19 protein-coding genes and 2 riboswitches are annotated in these 13525 nt (G+C 38.9%); of the genes, 17 read left to right on the top strand and 2 right to left on the bottom strand.

All coding sequences use genetic code 11. The features are described 5' to 3' along the window. The first annotated feature begins 29 nt into the window (after window positions 1–29). Window positions 30–392: a NifB/NifX family molybdenum-iron cluster-binding protein gene (locus tag DOZ58_RS03110; protein ID WP_111886967.1), complete on the top strand. Its 363-nt coding sequence runs from the start codon at window positions 30–32 to the stop codon at window positions 390–392. Between the two features lie 190 nt (window positions 393–582). After that, window positions 583–972 carry a VOC family protein gene (locus DOZ58_RS03105; protein WP_111886966.1) on the top strand — a complete coding sequence of 130 codons (390 nt, stop codon included), beginning with the start codon at window positions 583–585 and terminating at the stop codon, window positions 970–972. Window positions 973–1149: 177 nt separating this feature from the next. Here the strand turns inward: DOZ58_RS03105 and DOZ58_RS03100 are convergent, their stop codons facing one another. After that, window positions 1150–1707 carry a DUF3793 family protein gene (locus DOZ58_RS03100; RefSeq protein WP_111886965.1) on the bottom strand — a complete coding sequence of 186 codons (558 nt, stop codon included), beginning with the start codon at window positions 1705–1707 and terminating at the stop codon, window positions 1150–1152. Window positions 1708–1709: 2 nt separating this feature from the next. Then, complete coding sequence (locus DOZ58_RS03095) at window positions 1710–2042, bottom strand: DUF2325 domain-containing protein (protein WP_111886964.1); 333 nt, start codon at window positions 2040–2042, stop codon at window positions 1710–1712. Window positions 2043–2532: 490 nt separating this feature from the next. Beyond that, window positions 2533–2617: riboswitch (cyclic di-GMP riboswitch) on the top strand. 77 nt (window positions 2618–2694) lie between these two features. Beyond that, window positions 2695–2779: riboswitch (cyclic di-GMP riboswitch) on the top strand. A gap of 80 nt (window positions 2780–2859) precedes the next feature. Here DOZ58_RS03095 and DOZ58_RS03090 point away from each other — a divergent pair. The 15 genes from DOZ58_RS03090 to DOZ58_RS03020 all read left to right on the top strand — a co-directional run bounded on the left by DOZ58_RS03090 (window position 2860) and on the right by DOZ58_RS03020 (window position 13356). Further along, on the top strand, window positions 2860–3204 hold the full coding sequence (locus DOZ58_RS03090; protein ID WP_111886963.1) for a hypothetical protein: 345 nt from the start codon (window positions 2860–2862) through the stop codon (window positions 3202–3204). An 18-nt stretch (window positions 3205–3222) separates the two neighbouring features. After that, a complete protein-coding gene (locus tag DOZ58_RS03085; RefSeq protein WP_111886962.1) occupies window positions 3223–3540 on the top strand; it encodes a hypothetical protein in 318 nt (105 codons plus the stop codon). Between the two features lie 13 nt (window positions 3541–3553). Beyond that, window positions 3554–3772 (top strand): Flp family type IVb pilin, encoded by a 219-nt coding sequence (locus tag DOZ58_RS03080; protein ID WP_242988588.1) that lies wholly within the window; start codon window positions 3554–3556, stop codon window positions 3770–3772. A 51-nt stretch (window positions 3773–3823) separates the two neighbouring features. Further along, entirely contained in the window at window positions 3824–3991 is a 168-nt protein-coding gene (locus DOZ58_RS03075) for a Flp family type IVb pilin (RefSeq protein ID WP_111886961.1), read from the top strand. Between the two features lie 61 nt (window positions 3992–4052). Beyond that, window positions 4053–4220 carry a Flp family type IVb pilin gene (locus DOZ58_RS03070; protein WP_111886960.1) on the top strand — a complete coding sequence of 56 codons (168 nt, stop codon included), beginning with the start codon at window positions 4053–4055 and terminating at the stop codon, window positions 4218–4220. A 181-nt stretch (window positions 4221–4401) separates the two neighbouring features. Further along, complete coding sequence (locus DOZ58_RS03065) at window positions 4402–4812, top strand: TadE/TadG family type IV pilus assembly protein (RefSeq protein ID WP_111886959.1); 411 nt, start codon at window positions 4402–4404, stop codon at window positions 4810–4812. After that, window positions 4813–5841 (top strand): Tad domain-containing protein, encoded by a 1029-nt coding sequence (locus DOZ58_RS03060; protein WP_111886958.1) that lies wholly within the window; start codon window positions 4813–4815, stop codon window positions 5839–5841. A 62-nt stretch (window positions 5842–5903) separates the two neighbouring features. After that, window positions 5904–6575 carry a Flp pilus assembly protein CpaB gene (gene cpaB / locus DOZ58_RS03055; RefSeq protein WP_162624395.1) on the top strand — a complete coding sequence of 224 codons (672 nt, stop codon included), beginning with the start codon at window positions 5904–5906 and terminating at the stop codon, window positions 6573–6575. Window positions 6576–6635: 60 nt separating this feature from the next. Continuing rightward, window positions 6636–7787: an AAA family ATPase gene (locus DOZ58_RS19155; protein WP_305781828.1), complete on the top strand. Its 1152-nt coding sequence runs from the start codon at window positions 6636–6638 to the stop codon at window positions 7785–7787. 25 nt (window positions 7788–7812) lie between these two features. Further along, entirely contained in the window at window positions 7813–9156 is a 1344-nt protein-coding gene (locus DOZ58_RS03045) for a CpaF family protein (protein ID WP_111886955.1), read from the top strand. Between the two features lie 23 nt (window positions 9157–9179). Further along, a complete protein-coding gene (locus DOZ58_RS03040; RefSeq protein ID WP_111886954.1) occupies window positions 9180–10112 on the top strand; it encodes a type II secretion system F family protein in 933 nt (310 codons plus the stop codon). Window positions 10113–10159: 47 nt separating this feature from the next. Further along, complete coding sequence (locus tag DOZ58_RS03035; RefSeq protein ID WP_162624394.1) at window positions 10160–11074, top strand: type II secretion system F family protein; 915 nt, start codon at window positions 10160–10162, stop codon at window positions 11072–11074. A 12-nt stretch (window positions 11075–11086) separates the two neighbouring features. Further along, window positions 11087–11434 carry a DUF192 domain-containing protein gene (locus tag DOZ58_RS03030; RefSeq protein ID WP_111886952.1) on the top strand — a complete coding sequence of 116 codons (348 nt, stop codon included), beginning with the start codon at window positions 11087–11089 and terminating at the stop codon, window positions 11432–11434. 21 nt (window positions 11435–11455) lie between these two features. Beyond that, window positions 11456–12349 carry a hypothetical protein gene (locus DOZ58_RS03025; RefSeq protein ID WP_111886951.1) on the top strand — a complete coding sequence of 298 codons (894 nt, stop codon included), beginning with the start codon at window positions 11456–11458 and terminating at the stop codon, window positions 12347–12349. 137 nt (window positions 12350–12486) lie between these two features. Further along, on the top strand, window positions 12487–13356 hold the full coding sequence (locus DOZ58_RS03020; RefSeq protein WP_111886950.1) for a DegV family protein: 870 nt from the start codon (window positions 12487–12489) through the stop codon (window positions 13354–13356). The last annotated feature ends 169 nt before the right edge of the window (window positions 13357–13525 follow it).

The following is a 13525-nucleotide window of genomic DNA, read 5'->3' as shown; positions in this document are numbered from 1 at the left end:
TTAACAAATTAAAAAGATTGGAGATAAATATGAAAATTGCAATGACTATGAATGGAAAAGAACTGGAGTCATCGGTTGCTTCTGAATTTGATACCAGCCAGTATTTATTGGTGGTCCGACGGTCAGAGACTGCGATCGAGTCAATTGAAAAAATTGAGGATTTAACAGCAGAGCAGCTGGCTCAAAGAATCATTGATTTGAACTGTGAAGGAATTATCACTGGTAACTTCAAAAGTCAATCGGCCTTTGATCTTTTGGCTGACGCTTGCTTGACCCGGTTTCTTGGAGCCGGTCATTCCGGTTGGGAAGTCCTGGAATTGATGAAGAAACGGACCTTGCCGTTGCTTAGAAATTTCGAAGGTACCGAAGGATGTGCCGGTGAGCACCACTAAATGTTTAGCGTAGAAATGTTATGACAAGGGATTCTGGAGCCTGAAAAGTGTCTAAATGCAACGGAAGAAGGATGACGATATGGACAGATATCTCACTACGATCCAGAGGTTGTAGAGAGCTTAGCTGAAATATTAAAAAAAGTGATACAGAAAGTGATATAGGAATAAATTAAGTTATAAGGAGACTATTATGGGAAATTACAAAATGGCACATACGATGATTCGGGTATTGGATTTGGAACGATCTTTAGCGTTTTACAAAGAAGCACTAGGATTTGAGGAAGTGAAGCGACGGGACGAACCAACTTATGAATTCACCTTGGTGTTTTTAGGGGATGGCCGTTCTAACAGCCATCAGTTGGAACTGACCTTTAACTATGGGCAAGCACTCCCTTATGATTTGGGGACGGCCTATGGTCATTTAGCGGTGCTCGTTGATGATCTTGAGGCGTCTTTTGCAACTCACGAAGCAAAGGGCTATAAGCCAACACCGCTAAAAGGACTGAGTGGCGATGGGAAACCCCGTTATTATTTTATAACTGATCCGGATGGTTATAAAATTGAGATTATTCGGAATTAAATAATCATTGTGGGAGCTGATTGAAGATACGCTCTATTACTATATTTTTGATTATGAATTAATTAAGAAATATTGTATTCAGAAATGCTTAAGTCCCAAAGAAGCTGTCGTAATCAATAAAGAAGAAAAATCACTTAAACCTATTGCCTAAAATAAGTCAAAATGTCTAAGAAATTCTTACGCGGCTACTGTTAAACGTATGATCGAAGATCCCTTGAGAAGGCATTGATAATATTTTGTCGCGCATTTTTTATATTTGCTGAAAAGTTTAATTTTTTCGTTCGCATTACAATAGACTTTCCAGTAACCGCAATGTTTACAGTTTTTTCCTTCGTTTTGGATAAAGCCTTCTACATCTTCAAAAGGATAGCTCAAGAACAAGCCAATTTCATGGGGGAAATCTGCTGAGTCGTGAATGCGTTCTGATAAAAATGCCAAACACGATTCAAGATCCCCTGTTGGATAGCCAATTTTGTTTAAAAAACGTTCGACTTTGGGACATGAGAGGTCACGGTTAAGTCTATTTTTACGGTAGACGTACAGAAGAACACGATTTCGATTGGTTTTTAATCGTTCAAAATAAACTCCACGAGCATTCAAAGTATTGTTCCAATTGGTGATTTGATTAATCAACTGATCGTGATCATCGAAAGAATAGCTAAATAAATTCCCAGTTTTGATTCCAGCTAGAGTTGGAGAGCAGTGTCGGATAATTTCTTCCTCAAAAGTACTCATTGTTACACTCCGCGGGATATCGTTTTTAAATGGCACTTGTCCCGTTTTTCGCACACAGAACAGTGCTCATCTAAAATGCTACGTAATGCAGATAAGCTACTTGTATGCGATCGAGCGAGCGGCAAGTTAAGTCTTTTCGCTTCAAAGGTCGCACAGTTAACCATTTTATGAGAGACGGTTCCAGTAAATAATACGATTAGATCAGGAACTCCGATTTTCTTTTTCAGGGCACCCTGCATTTGAGTGAATACCTTGGCACGGCAGTTATACTCTTTACATAGGTCTTTATATTGATAAATCATACGATCATTTCCGCCAATGATAACAATGCTCATAAGATAACCTCCAGTTTAAATATATGTTAGATGTTGCTAACATAATCAAAATGTAACACAGTCTGCTTTCTGTGTCAAATACTTAATTATTTATTAAGTATTTTTTAGAGGGAATACAACAAGGCGAACAAATGTATTTATGTAAAAATTATAACTATAAAATCATCTCTGAGGTTAGCGTGTTTTTTTTTTCGATGGCTTAAGTATTTGCAGCATTAAAAATTAACATTTCTAAAGAATGGCAATAATATTAGATTATCATAATAAAAGATAATATTGATAACTATATAACAATTAGATGCAACATAATTTAAGGATAATCGAATGAATGTTGAGAAACATCGACGAACATAATGAATTCGTATCTTTATGTTTAGTATGACAAATAAAAAATAATGTGCAAAATATTACTCTTTAATATGCTCGGTATTTAAAATATAGCAAATAATTCTCTTGACATATCAAATACAATGAACTATCATGATCTCAATAGAATATTTAGCAAACTTATCGAAAGGTAAGGACGCAAAGCTTTAGGGTCTAAGTAATTTTTTATATGACAGCCAGTTGCAAGATAACATCATTATATGGTGTATTTAGTGCAACGTGTCAGAGCGTTGTTTTTTTATTCTAGTTTTCTCCTGTTGGACAATTTAATATTCGGCAAACTTACCGAAAGGTGAGGACGCAAAGCTATAGGGTCTAAATAATTTTTTATATGACAGCCAGTTGCAGATTTTAGGTGTATTTAATTCGCCTTTAGTGCAACGCGTAAATCGTTGCTTTTTTATTACCAAAAATTACTGGAGGTGAGCTGATGAACCAATTTGCAATAACTGTACTGGTTTTATTAACCGGAGCTGTCGTTGGCGCTTTGATGGAAAAATCTTCTGTATACTTGATCAAGCAAAGAGTTAATATTCTGAAGCACCCTCAATTTTCAGGCAGTGTTTCAAAAACAATCTTTTGGGCGATAATGAATGCATTTGTTTGGTTAGTCTTTGTAAAACTGAATGGACTTGAAGCAAAAACACTGGAATATATGATGCTCTTTTCAATCTGTATCATTCTTTCGGTAGTAGACATCAGCATAAAAAAAATCCCCAACGAACTGGTATTAATGACCATCTTCGTCGGTGGAGCCTTTGTCATAACAAGGTAACCCATTACAAGTATCGGGATGAATATTTTTGGTTTAGTGATTGGTTTTATTATTTTCTTCTTACCAGCAATGATCGGAAAGGGTGCTGGTTGGGGAGACGTAAAATATGCAGCGGCAGTTGGTTTTTGTTTAGGGGTATATGGCATTATATCGGCAATTATGATTATGACATTCTTTTTGATGATCTACACAATTTATCTGATTATCAGAAGAAAAGGTAATTTAAAATCAAAGGTTGCCTTGGGACCGTTTATGGCATCCGGTTTTGTCTCAGTTTTAGTTATAAATCTTATAAATGCAAACGATCATCTATTTGAATTTGGAATGTTATTTTAAGGATTGAAAATAAATGTTAACGATTACGAAATTTAATCAACAATTATTAAGGGAGAAAAAAGAAATGAAAAATGCATTGTCAAGGATAATTAGAACAGAGGACGGACAGGGGCTGGTTGAATATGGACTAATCATAACGGGGATCGCACTAGCTGCTATTGCTGCCATCTGGTTATTAGGACCACAAATCGGCCAAATGTTTACTGACATCGGCACTCAATTAGCAGCATGACAGAACTTATTAGTTAGACTAATAAATAATATATTAAAAGGAGAAAATAAAATGAAAAGCGTATTTGTACGAATGATGAAAGAAGAAGATGGACAGGGTTTGGTTGAATATGGATTAATCATTGCCGGGATCGCATTAGCCGCAATTGCCGCAATTTGGTTGTTAGGACCACAGATTGGTCAATTCTTTACGGATATTGGAACTCAGTTGGCACTTTAGAAAAAGCAATAGTGCACACAACTGACAAAACGAACACAAAAAAATTAAAAGGAGAACTAAAATGAAAAATTTGTTTACAAACATGATGAGGGAAGAAGATGGACAGGGTTTGGTTGAATATGGATTAATCATTGCCGGGATCGCCTTGGCAGCCATTGCTGCTATCTGGTTATTAGGACCACAAATTGGCCAATTCTTTACGGATATTGGAACCCAATTAGCATTATAAAATCTATTGGTAGTTATTGCGTTTGCGGTGAAGAAACTAGTGGCATATTGGCAACGTCAGAGTAGAGATTTCTGTCAGACGTAATCAATATGCCTTTTTTAATGAATTCAACAATTGACATAGGTTGGGTTCAAAAGGACTTAATAATAAGATCATTTTTATAAATGATCGGGGAGGGAAAATGTTTGCAAACATAATCAAAAAAATAAAAAAAGAAGACGGACAGGCCATTGTTGAGCTTGCATTAACCTTGCCAATTTTGATTATGATTTTGTGTGGAATCATCGATTTTGGTTGGTTGTTTATGAACCAGAATAGTATTGATTATGCCTCCCGAGAGGGTGCACGCTATGCGATCGTTAATTCAACCAGTAAAACAGCAATTGAAGAGCATATCCGGACGATTGCTCCGGAGAACATTGCCAGTACAGTTGATATCGACATTACTTTTACGAATGTCTCAAACCCTCGTCTTGGAGATGTGGTAATTGAGATTAGCGATGATATTGCTATTCTAACACCAATTGTCGGTGTTTTCGTCCAGGGTGAAACCATGAATCTTTCTTCATCCTGTACCATGAAGGTAGAGTAAATGAAAAAATTAATCGAAGTTTTCAATAAATACCGACCTTTTAAAAGGATAGAAAATGAAGAACATGGCGACGCATTGATTATTGTAGCCGTATCGATGGTTTTTATATTTGGAATATTGGCATTGGTGATCGATCTGGGATTGGCCTATTTAAGCACCGGGGAACAGCAAAAAGCGGCCGATGCGGCGGTGTATTCAGCGGGACGGTTGCTACCCATTGAAACCGGCAATACGGTAAAGGTCAATCAGATAAAAAATAGTGCCGTTGATTATACCAGCCTGAATGGATTTGAAGATTTAACGCAAGACGATATTGTTTTAGGTAAAATCAGCAATGGCCAATACACGGAAATACGGGTAACCGTTGATAACACTGTCCCCATGTATTTTGCCAAAATATTTGGGATTGACTATCTTGATCTTTCAAGAAGTGCTGTCGCAAAACTTTCTCCGGTCATCCGAACCAGTGGGGTTGCCCCCATTGGTTTGACCAAAGAAGAAATGGATGCCCGAATTGCCAGCAACAACCTGACTCATGTTACCTTAAAATATGGCATCCAAAGCGGCTCAACCTCATTCTTTGGTGCCCTGGATCTTGATGGACAAGGGGGCGGAGCCAGCGACTATCGAATCTGGATTACCCAGGGTTATGCTGGCGAAATCAGCGTAGGTGACGTGCTGTTGGAAGAAAGTGGAAATATGGTGGGTCCCACCTATCAGGGCTTTGAGGAACGGTATGCATCCTGTACCCATTTTGGAGCTCTCAGTGGCGGTGATGGCTGTACCACAGAGAACTTTGAGGCGTCTTGTCCGAGAATTGTCAAGGTTCCCGTTTATTCCTTTGGCGTCGATAAAAAAACAGTGGTGGTGGAGGGCTTTGCCGCATTTCTTCTGGAAAACCAGACGAATGATGGTTATATTACTGGATCATTCTTAAATATGGTATCAAATGGCGCCTCTTCGGGAAGCAATGTCGGGGAAGGCACAGAAGGAGATTTTGGATTATATAATTTGATCCTGTCAGAATAATTATTAATTAAATTATGGGTATATATTAATATAAACCATTAATCAGTCGAATGGAGAAATTTATGAAAAAACTCATCATAATCGCCTTGATTGTATCATTGATTACCGGATTTGCCGTTTTTCAGTTTGCTACTTCGCTGGAAAAAGGAAAGAACCAGGAAACTCAAGCGGTTGTTTTAGCGATAAAGACGATTCCCAAAGGCACCGTTATTGAAAAAGAAATGCTAAAAACCGCAGAGATTCCCGTTGAAATGGTGCATCAATTGGCAATTGCCAATCTGGAAGATGTTTTAGGCCGGATTACCAAAGAAAACATTGAAGCCAATGAACAGATTCTGACAACTCGGTTAAGCGATACCAACCAGGAAAACAATAATCTGTCTTATTCCATTGAACCAAATTATCGGGGAATAACGATCCTGGTTGATGAAGAAAAGGGTGTGGGTGGTTATTTAACAAAAGGTGATCGTGTCGATCTTGTTACCATCTGGATAAAAAATGATAAAACAATTGTTTCTGAGTATGTCGTCGAAAACATTGAAATTTTGAAGATTGGACCAAGCAGCGCAGGCGATAGCGGCGGGGAGTACACCTCGGTTACGGTTTCTGTTCCGGCAAGCGACGTAGAAAAAATAACCTATGCGCTATCAATTGATCAAACGCCTAAATATCTCCTGGTTCTAAGATCCCCAGTTGACAACACAATTTTAGGCCCGCGACCCTTTATACCGTAACATTTTAATAAACCGACCGAAAACTTGCTAAATAGTTAAAGAATGAAATGGGGTGAACCGATGGAAAAGATAAAAGTAATGATTGTCGGAAACAATGACAATCGGATCTATGAAATTAAGAGCCTGCTACGAAACGACACGCTCGCATTTATCGGGTTTTCAAAGTTGGATGAAAATGCTCTGGAAAAATCTATTAGTTTAAAACCCCATGTGATGATTATTCAGTGCGAGAACGACTACAAAGCGGCCATTAATTTGGCTGAAAAGATCTATATTAAAATTCCCGGTTGTGCAGTAATCCTGTTATGTGACAGTTTTGATGTGAGTATGATTGAAAAAGTCATGCTGGCTGGCATAAGAAAAGTACTGCAGTTCCCGATTGATACCGAGACATTGGCAGAAAATATTGAATTAGCCCACTACATGGAAAAATCCCGGATGGAAAATTCTGATATTGCCGCATCAAATAACATGCAATCCCGGATCATCACGGTATTTGGTGCGAAAGGCGGGATTGGCAGAACGACGCTCACGGTAAATTTAGCCGTCTCACTGGCAAAAATGGGCAAGAAAGTAGCAATTATTGATGCCGATCTTCAATTTGGGGATGTCAATGTTTATTTTGATATTGACCCGAAGGATACTATTTCTGAATTATCCCAGGGTAATGATGCCGGGGACATTGATGCCATTAAGCGGATGATGGCTTTGCATTTTTCGGGGGTCAGCATTATCTGCGCACCAAAGAGTCCAGAGTATGCCGAATATGTGACGCCAAAAAATATCGAAACCATGATCAGCACGATGCGACCCTTTTATGATTATATTCTGATTGATACAGCCCCGGTGTTTAGTGACATTACCATGACTGCTTTTGAGAATTCAAACCTGATCCTATTGATTTCGGTTCAGGATATCTCAACTTTGCGCAATACCAAAATCACCCTCAATATTCTTGAGTCGCTGCAGCAGAAAGAAAAAACAGAATTAGTGATCAACCGTCTAACAAAGGGACTGATCAGTTTAAAAGATATGCAACGGGTTTTAAATGAGTCGGTTAAAAATACCATTACTTTTGATTTTAAGACGGCGACGACCGCTCATAACAAGGGAATTCCGATTGTTTTGGACGCGCCAAAATCAGAAGTCGGCAAAGATCTTAAAAAACTTGCTAATTATGTCGTTAATACCATTGACCATCGGGTCAGTTAATAAGAATCAATAGATGAGGTAAAAAATGGGACTTTTGGAAAGAATGGAACAACAACGGCTGGGAGAAAAAGACAAGGCCCAGGAAGAAGGAAAACAGGAAGTTTTTCATGTTGACATTCATCAGGATCTGAAGAACAGAGTTCATCAGGAAGTGATTAATGAAATCAACAGTAACAAGGTTGAAAAGGTCGGCAAAGAAAATGCCATTGAAATATTAAGAATCCTGGAAAATGTCATGACCGTTGAAGCGGAGAATGTCAACCGGCTCGATCGCAGCCGCATTACGGAAGAATTACTTAATGAGATTATTGGTTATGGCCCGCTTGAGGTTCTTTTAAATGATCCTGACATTACCGAAATTATGGTTAACGGATATAATCGGGTGTACATTGAAAAAAATGGTAAGATTCAGCTTTCTCAGGTCGTTTTTAAAGACAATCAGCATGTTATGAATGTCATTGACCGGATTGTCTCGTCGGTGGGCCGGCACATTGATGAATCAAGCCCGATGGTAGATGCCCGGCTGCAAGACGGTTCCCGGGTAAATGTGGTGATTCCGCCGCTTTCGTTGGTGGGACCAGTCATCACAATTCGAAAATTCTCAAAAAAACCGATCACCACCGATCAATTGCTGGGTTATGGTTCGATCTCAAAAAAAATGTTATCGTTTTTGGAAGCCTGTGTCAAAGGCAAACTGAATATCATTGTTTCGGGCGGAACCGGCAGCGGGAAAACAACGATGCTGAATGTTCTATCCAGTTTTATCCCTGATAACGAACGGATTATCACCATTGAAGACTCGGCTGAACTGCGGTTGATCCAGGATCATGTCATCACGCTAGAAAGCCGCCCCTCCAACCTGGAAGGAAGAGGCAAGATATCGATTCGGGAATTGGTTGTTAATGCCCTCCGAATGCGGCCGGACCGAATCATTGTTGGGGAAGTCCGATCAGCGGAAACAATTGATATGCTTCAGGCTATGAACACCGGGCATGATGGTTCCCTGACCACGATCCATGCGAACACCCCGCGGGATTCGCTGTCGCGTATTGAGACCATGGTTTTAATGTCAGGAATGGATCTGCCCTTACGGGCAATCCGGGATCAGACAACCTCGGCCATTGACATCATTATCCAGCAATCGCGGCTCCGCGATGGAACCCGAAAGGTAGTCAATATTACCGAAGTCACTGGATTAGAGGGGGATGTAATTGTCATGCAGGACATTTTCAGCTATGAAATGACAGGACAATTGGACACCGATGGAAAATTTAAGGGCCGGTTTAAGAGCATGGGAATAAAACCCCGATGCTTAGAAAAAATTGCTCACAATGGTGTCATGATCAACGATGACTGGTTTATTGAATAAAGAAACGTTAACGAGGTAATACAATGAATGCGATAATAGTCACCTTGCTAATTATGATCACAATTTTCTTTCTGGTATTGCTGTTACTGTACGCCATATCTGCCGATCAGCGTCAGATGCAAAAGCGATTTGAGGCAATGACAAGCGAGGGAAATTCAGATTTAGAAAATTTGAAAAAAGTTAAAAGAAATCGCGACAAGTCCAAACACAAGGTTCTTAAAAAACTGGGAAACGACTTGTCGATGTCGGGAATTCTGATCAGGCCATCAGAATTTCTGCTATTCTGGCTTGTCTTGACCGTTGTTCCCTCAACCCTGCTGTTTATGCTGGGTGCTAATATCATTTTTGTAATTATCGTATTGGTTTTTGGATTATTAGCCCCACCCTTATATGTCAACAAAAAAAGAGCGAAACGGGTCGAATTGTTTGAACAGCAGCTAATTGATGCCATCAGCATTATGAGCAGTTGTTTGAAGGCCGGACTCACTTTTCAACAGGCCCTGGTCAGTATTTCAACGGAAATGCCAAATCCGATTTCGGAAGAATTTGGCCGGGTTGTCAAGGAATTAAAGTTGGGAAGCTCGATTGAAACCGCTTTAACCCGGCTGTCAGATAAAATAGGCAGCCAGAACTTTATGATGATTGTTTCAGCGATTCTTATTCAGCGCCAAACCGGGGGTAATCTTTCGGAAATCTTGACAAATATTTCGGGTACCATCAAGGAGCGGTTTAAAATAAAAAATGAGATAAAAGTACTGACTGCCACAGCCAGAACCTCCGGTCTTGTGGTTGGCTTAATGCCGGTGGTGATTATTCTGGTCTTTATGCTTTTCAATCCTGATTATGTGACCATATTCTTTGAATCCAATCTTGGTATCGCGATGGTTATCGTTGCCATGGTTCTGGAGCTGATCGGGTACCTGTTAATCCGAAAAATTGTCAATATCAAATTCTAAGCATTAAGTCAAATGATAAAATTATGATTGAAATGAGGTGGCATTCAATGATGTTTTTAGCAATAAGCGTTTCGGCCCTGCTTTTTGTGCTGATTCTGATTATTTTTTATAATAAAGCAAGCATCGCTGATACCAAAAAGAAAAGACTAAATTCGATTAAAAAAAGAACTAAAAATGATTTCGATGATGAGTTTGAGAAGCCTTTTTTTCAACGGGTTATTCTGCCGGTCTATCAATCGCTAATCAAGAAAATATCATCACTATTTCCCCAAAAAAGCGGTGCAACTAATAAAAAAACGGAAACAAACCTGAAGCTTGCCGGTTTGCAACTTGCCGTTAATGAATATAATGCCATTCGGATTGTCGTTTTTGGAGGCTTTTTTATTGGGGCGTTTATTGTGACCTTATTTACCCGCTGGAATATCGCAAACGAATTGTTATTTGTTTTTGTTAGTATGCTGTTAGGGGTCGTTTTACCGGTGATTTTTTTAAAACTCAAAATTAAGAAACGTCAAGGTGCCATTTCTAACGAATTACCGGATATAATGGATATTTTATGTGTCACCATGGAAGCTGGGCTGGGTTTTGATTCAGCCTTAATTAAAATTGGTGAACGTTTAAGTGGGGTACTGGTGGTGGAGTTAAATATTGTCCATACCGAAATCAACTTTGGAAAGCCGCGAAAAGATGCGCTAAAGAGTCTGGCTGATCGTAATTCGGTTGAAGAATTAAAGACCTTTGTGGGCTCAATTATTCAGGCTGAACAATTAGGGATCCCGATTAATCATGTACTCAAGGCCCAGTCGGAAGAATTGCGGATAAAAAGAAGGCAACGCGCCGAAGAAAAAGCAATGAAAGCACCGGTAAAAATGATGATTCCACTGGTATTTTTCGTGCTCCCGGTTTTGTTTATCGTTCTTTTGGGACCTACGATTTTACAGCTTGTTAAACAGTTTGCTTAAAGGGTATAATAGATGAAAAATTGTAGCATTTTAAATAATGATAAGGTGTTATGTGATGAGGTGAAAGTAGCGGATCGTTTTATTACCCGATTGATCGGTTTATTAAGAACAGCGGGATTGGCTGAAAACCAGGGACTGCTACTAAAAAAATGCAATCAGGTTCATACCTTTGGAATGAAATTTCCGATTGATGTGATATTTCTGTCAAAGGACGGAGATATACTGCATATGGAACAGGAAATGAACCCGGGAAAAGTTAGTCCCCATATCAAAAAAGCATATTGGATCTTGGAGCTGAAGTCTGGTTCCTGTAAGCACTATTCATTAGAAATCAATCAGCGTCTCGTTGTCAAACAGTAATTTAGAAAGGTATGATGAATCATGGCAAAAAAATCCGAACAACTAACCTTAGATGAACTCAGAGATAAGTCCGTAAAATCGAAAACTAAATTATCTTTTGGAAAAGAAATGGGCGGATACAATAAGAAGCAAGTAACGGAGTATATTGACAATTTAAGTGAAAATTTAAGCAGTGCTGAGGAATCCTTCAATAATCGGCTTGAAGAATATGCAGCCATGATAACGATGTTAAAACAGGAGCGTGATCAATATGGCGAAATGTATAATCTCTGCAAAAGTTCAAAAAGTGAAATGTCAAATCAGATTGACGAACTAAAAAGAGAAAATGTGGAATTGAGTCAGTTAATCAGTGAACTGAGCGTCAATCAAAACCCGCAGCAATCTGAACCTTTCAATACAGATCCCAGAGAATCACAAAAGCAACTTGAGGAATACCTAAGTTATGAACAGGAAAGCCAGGAAATGAAGGCTCAATTAGATCAATTGAAAACAATGGTGCGTGAGTTGAATAATGAGCTTGAAACTTATGTAAAAGAAAATCTGACTGGGAATGATTTGGGAAGCGCTTTTGTTGAGCAAAAACAGGAAGCTAAATCTATCTTACAAAGTCAGTACGACGATATTCTTCGGGAGAGAAGTGTACTAATGACTGAAAACAATCATTTAGTAGCAGAGAAAAATAAACTGGCTGATACGGTAGATGCTTTAAATGAGCACATAAAAACTGCCAGTCAGAAATGTGCAGCTAGAATTCAGGCATTAAATTCAAATGAATTTATAAAAAATCACCGGGAAAACCTCGTTCAGTTGACACTAAATATGAATAATTCATTGCAGCTGATCAAAGCTGAAGAAGATGATCTGGAAACGCTTAATAAGTTTATGCTAGACGAGAATAATCAGGTACTAAAATAAAAATATACAGGTGTGATTAAATAATTGCTTGGTATAGAATCAAATTAAAATTTAGGAATATAAATAACCGCTTCTGCTTGATTTGTCGCTGATTCTGTATTAGTATGGTGTCAACGCTAAAAAAAGGAGTTGAAGTAATGAGTTTTGAAATTGTAACGGACTCTTCTGCTAATTTGCCAGATGAATTAATCAATCAATATAACCTGCATATATTATCCCTTTTATACCGAATCGGTGAAGAAGAATATGAGAGTTACGTTAAAGGGCAACGAACGGACTTAACGGATTTTTATAAACGGATGAGAAATAAAGAAGTCATCACAACCTCTTGCATGAGTTCAGGCACCTGTCGCGATTTATTTGAGCGTATTCTCAGCCAAGGTAGCGATCTTCTTTATATCGGGTTTTCATCTGCCCTCAGTGCAACCTATCAAACTGGTAGTCAGGTGCTGGAGGAAATGAAAAAAGAGTATCCGAATGCTAAAATTTTGTCGGTCGATACCCTGGGTGCATCCCTTGGTGAGGGCCTGTTAGTAACCCATGCCGCAAAACTTCGAGAAGACGGACAGTCAATTGATTCGGTTTATAATTGGCTCATTGAGAACCGATTGCATCTTTGTCACTGGTTTACTGTGGACGATTTATTTTTTTTGATGCGTGGGGGACGAGTGTCAGCCTCAAGTGCAATCATGGGGACGGTGCTCAGCATTAAACCGGTCATGCACATGGATGATTATGGTCGCTTGATTCCGATATCTAAGGTACGGGGCCGAAAGAATTCTCTTCGTGTGCTTTTGGAACAGATGGAAAAAACCGCCATTGATCCCAAAAGACAGACCATTTATATTTCTCACGGGGATTGTCTGGAAGATGCCCTCTATCTGGCTGATAAAATAAAACAGAAATTTGGTACAGAAGATATTCTGGTTCACCTGATTGAACCAGTCATTGGTGCCCATTGCGGCCCGGGGACAGTCGCCCTGTTTTTTATTGGTACCGAACGATAAGATCATTTACCGATTGAAACAAACCAACAGCCTGATGTTTACATCAGGTTTTATTTTACAATCAAAGTGCTTTCAATGATCAAAATATAAAAAATCGTTTAACCAACTCCAAAAAGGTTATAAAGATAATAAAGTTATTTGCGTGGTGGATTATTTTTTAATTATGGAG

This window comes from Acetobacterium sp. KB-1 (assembly GCF_003260995.1).
Taxonomy (GTDB): domain Bacteria; phylum Bacillota; class Clostridia; order Eubacteriales; family Eubacteriaceae; genus Acetobacterium; species Acetobacterium carbinolicum.
The sequence above is the reverse complement of the archived record's forward strand: the minus strand, read 5'-3'. Positions and strand labels throughout refer to the sequence as shown.

Coding starts and splice junctions, on each gene's coding strand:
- DOZ58_RS03110 (WP_111886967.1), top strand. CDS start 30: ATGAAAATTGCAATGACTATGAATGGAAAAGAACTGGAGTCATCGGTT.
- DOZ58_RS03105 (WP_111886966.1), top strand. CDS start 583: ATGGGAAATTACAAAATGGCACATACGATGATTCGGGTATTGGATTTG.
- DOZ58_RS03100 (WP_111886965.1), bottom strand. CDS start 1,707: ATGAGTACTTTTGAGGAAGAAATTATCCGACACTGCTCTCCAACTCTA.
- DOZ58_RS03095 (WP_111886964.1), bottom strand. CDS start 2,042: ATGAGCATTGTTATCATTGGCGGAAATGATCGTATGATTTATCAATAT.
- DOZ58_RS03090 (WP_111886963.1), top strand. CDS start 2,860: ATGAACCAATTTGCAATAACTGTACTGGTTTTATTAACCGGAGCTGTC.
- DOZ58_RS03085 (WP_111886962.1), top strand. CDS start 3,223: ATGAATATTTTTGGTTTAGTGATTGGTTTTATTATTTTCTTCTTACCA.
- DOZ58_RS03080 (WP_242988588.1), top strand. CDS start 3,554: ATGTTAACGATTACGAAATTTAATCAACAATTATTAAGGGAGAAAAAA.
- DOZ58_RS03075 (WP_111886961.1), top strand. CDS start 3,824: ATGAAAAGCGTATTTGTACGAATGATGAAAGAAGAAGATGGACAGGGT.
- DOZ58_RS03070 (WP_111886960.1), top strand. CDS start 4,053: ATGAAAAATTTGTTTACAAACATGATGAGGGAAGAAGATGGACAGGGT.
- DOZ58_RS03065 (WP_111886959.1), top strand. CDS start 4,402: ATGTTTGCAAACATAATCAAAAAAATAAAAAAAGAAGACGGACAGGCC.
- DOZ58_RS03060 (WP_111886958.1), top strand. CDS start 4,813: ATGAAAAAATTAATCGAAGTTTTCAATAAATACCGACCTTTTAAAAGG.
- cpaB (WP_162624395.1), top strand. CDS start 5,904: ATGAAAAAACTCATCATAATCGCCTTGATTGTATCATTGATTACCGGA.
- DOZ58_RS19155 (WP_305781828.1), top strand. CDS start 6,636: ATGGAAAAGATAAAAGTAATGATTGTCGGAAACAATGACAATCGGATC.
- DOZ58_RS03045 (WP_111886955.1), top strand. CDS start 7,813: ATGGGACTTTTGGAAAGAATGGAACAACAACGGCTGGGAGAAAAAGAC.
- DOZ58_RS03040 (WP_111886954.1), top strand. CDS start 9,180: ATGAATGCGATAATAGTCACCTTGCTAATTATGATCACAATTTTCTTT.
- DOZ58_RS03035 (WP_162624394.1), top strand. CDS start 10,160: ATGATGTTTTTAGCAATAAGCGTTTCGGCCCTGCTTTTTGTGCTGATT.
- DOZ58_RS03030 (WP_111886952.1), top strand. CDS start 11,087: ATGAAAAATTGTAGCATTTTAAATAATGATAAGGTGTTATGTGATGAG.
- DOZ58_RS03025 (WP_111886951.1), top strand. CDS start 11,456: ATGGCAAAAAAATCCGAACAACTAACCTTAGATGAACTCAGAGATAAG.
- DOZ58_RS03020 (WP_111886950.1), top strand. CDS start 12,487: ATGAGTTTTGAAATTGTAACGGACTCTTCTGCTAATTTGCCAGATGAA.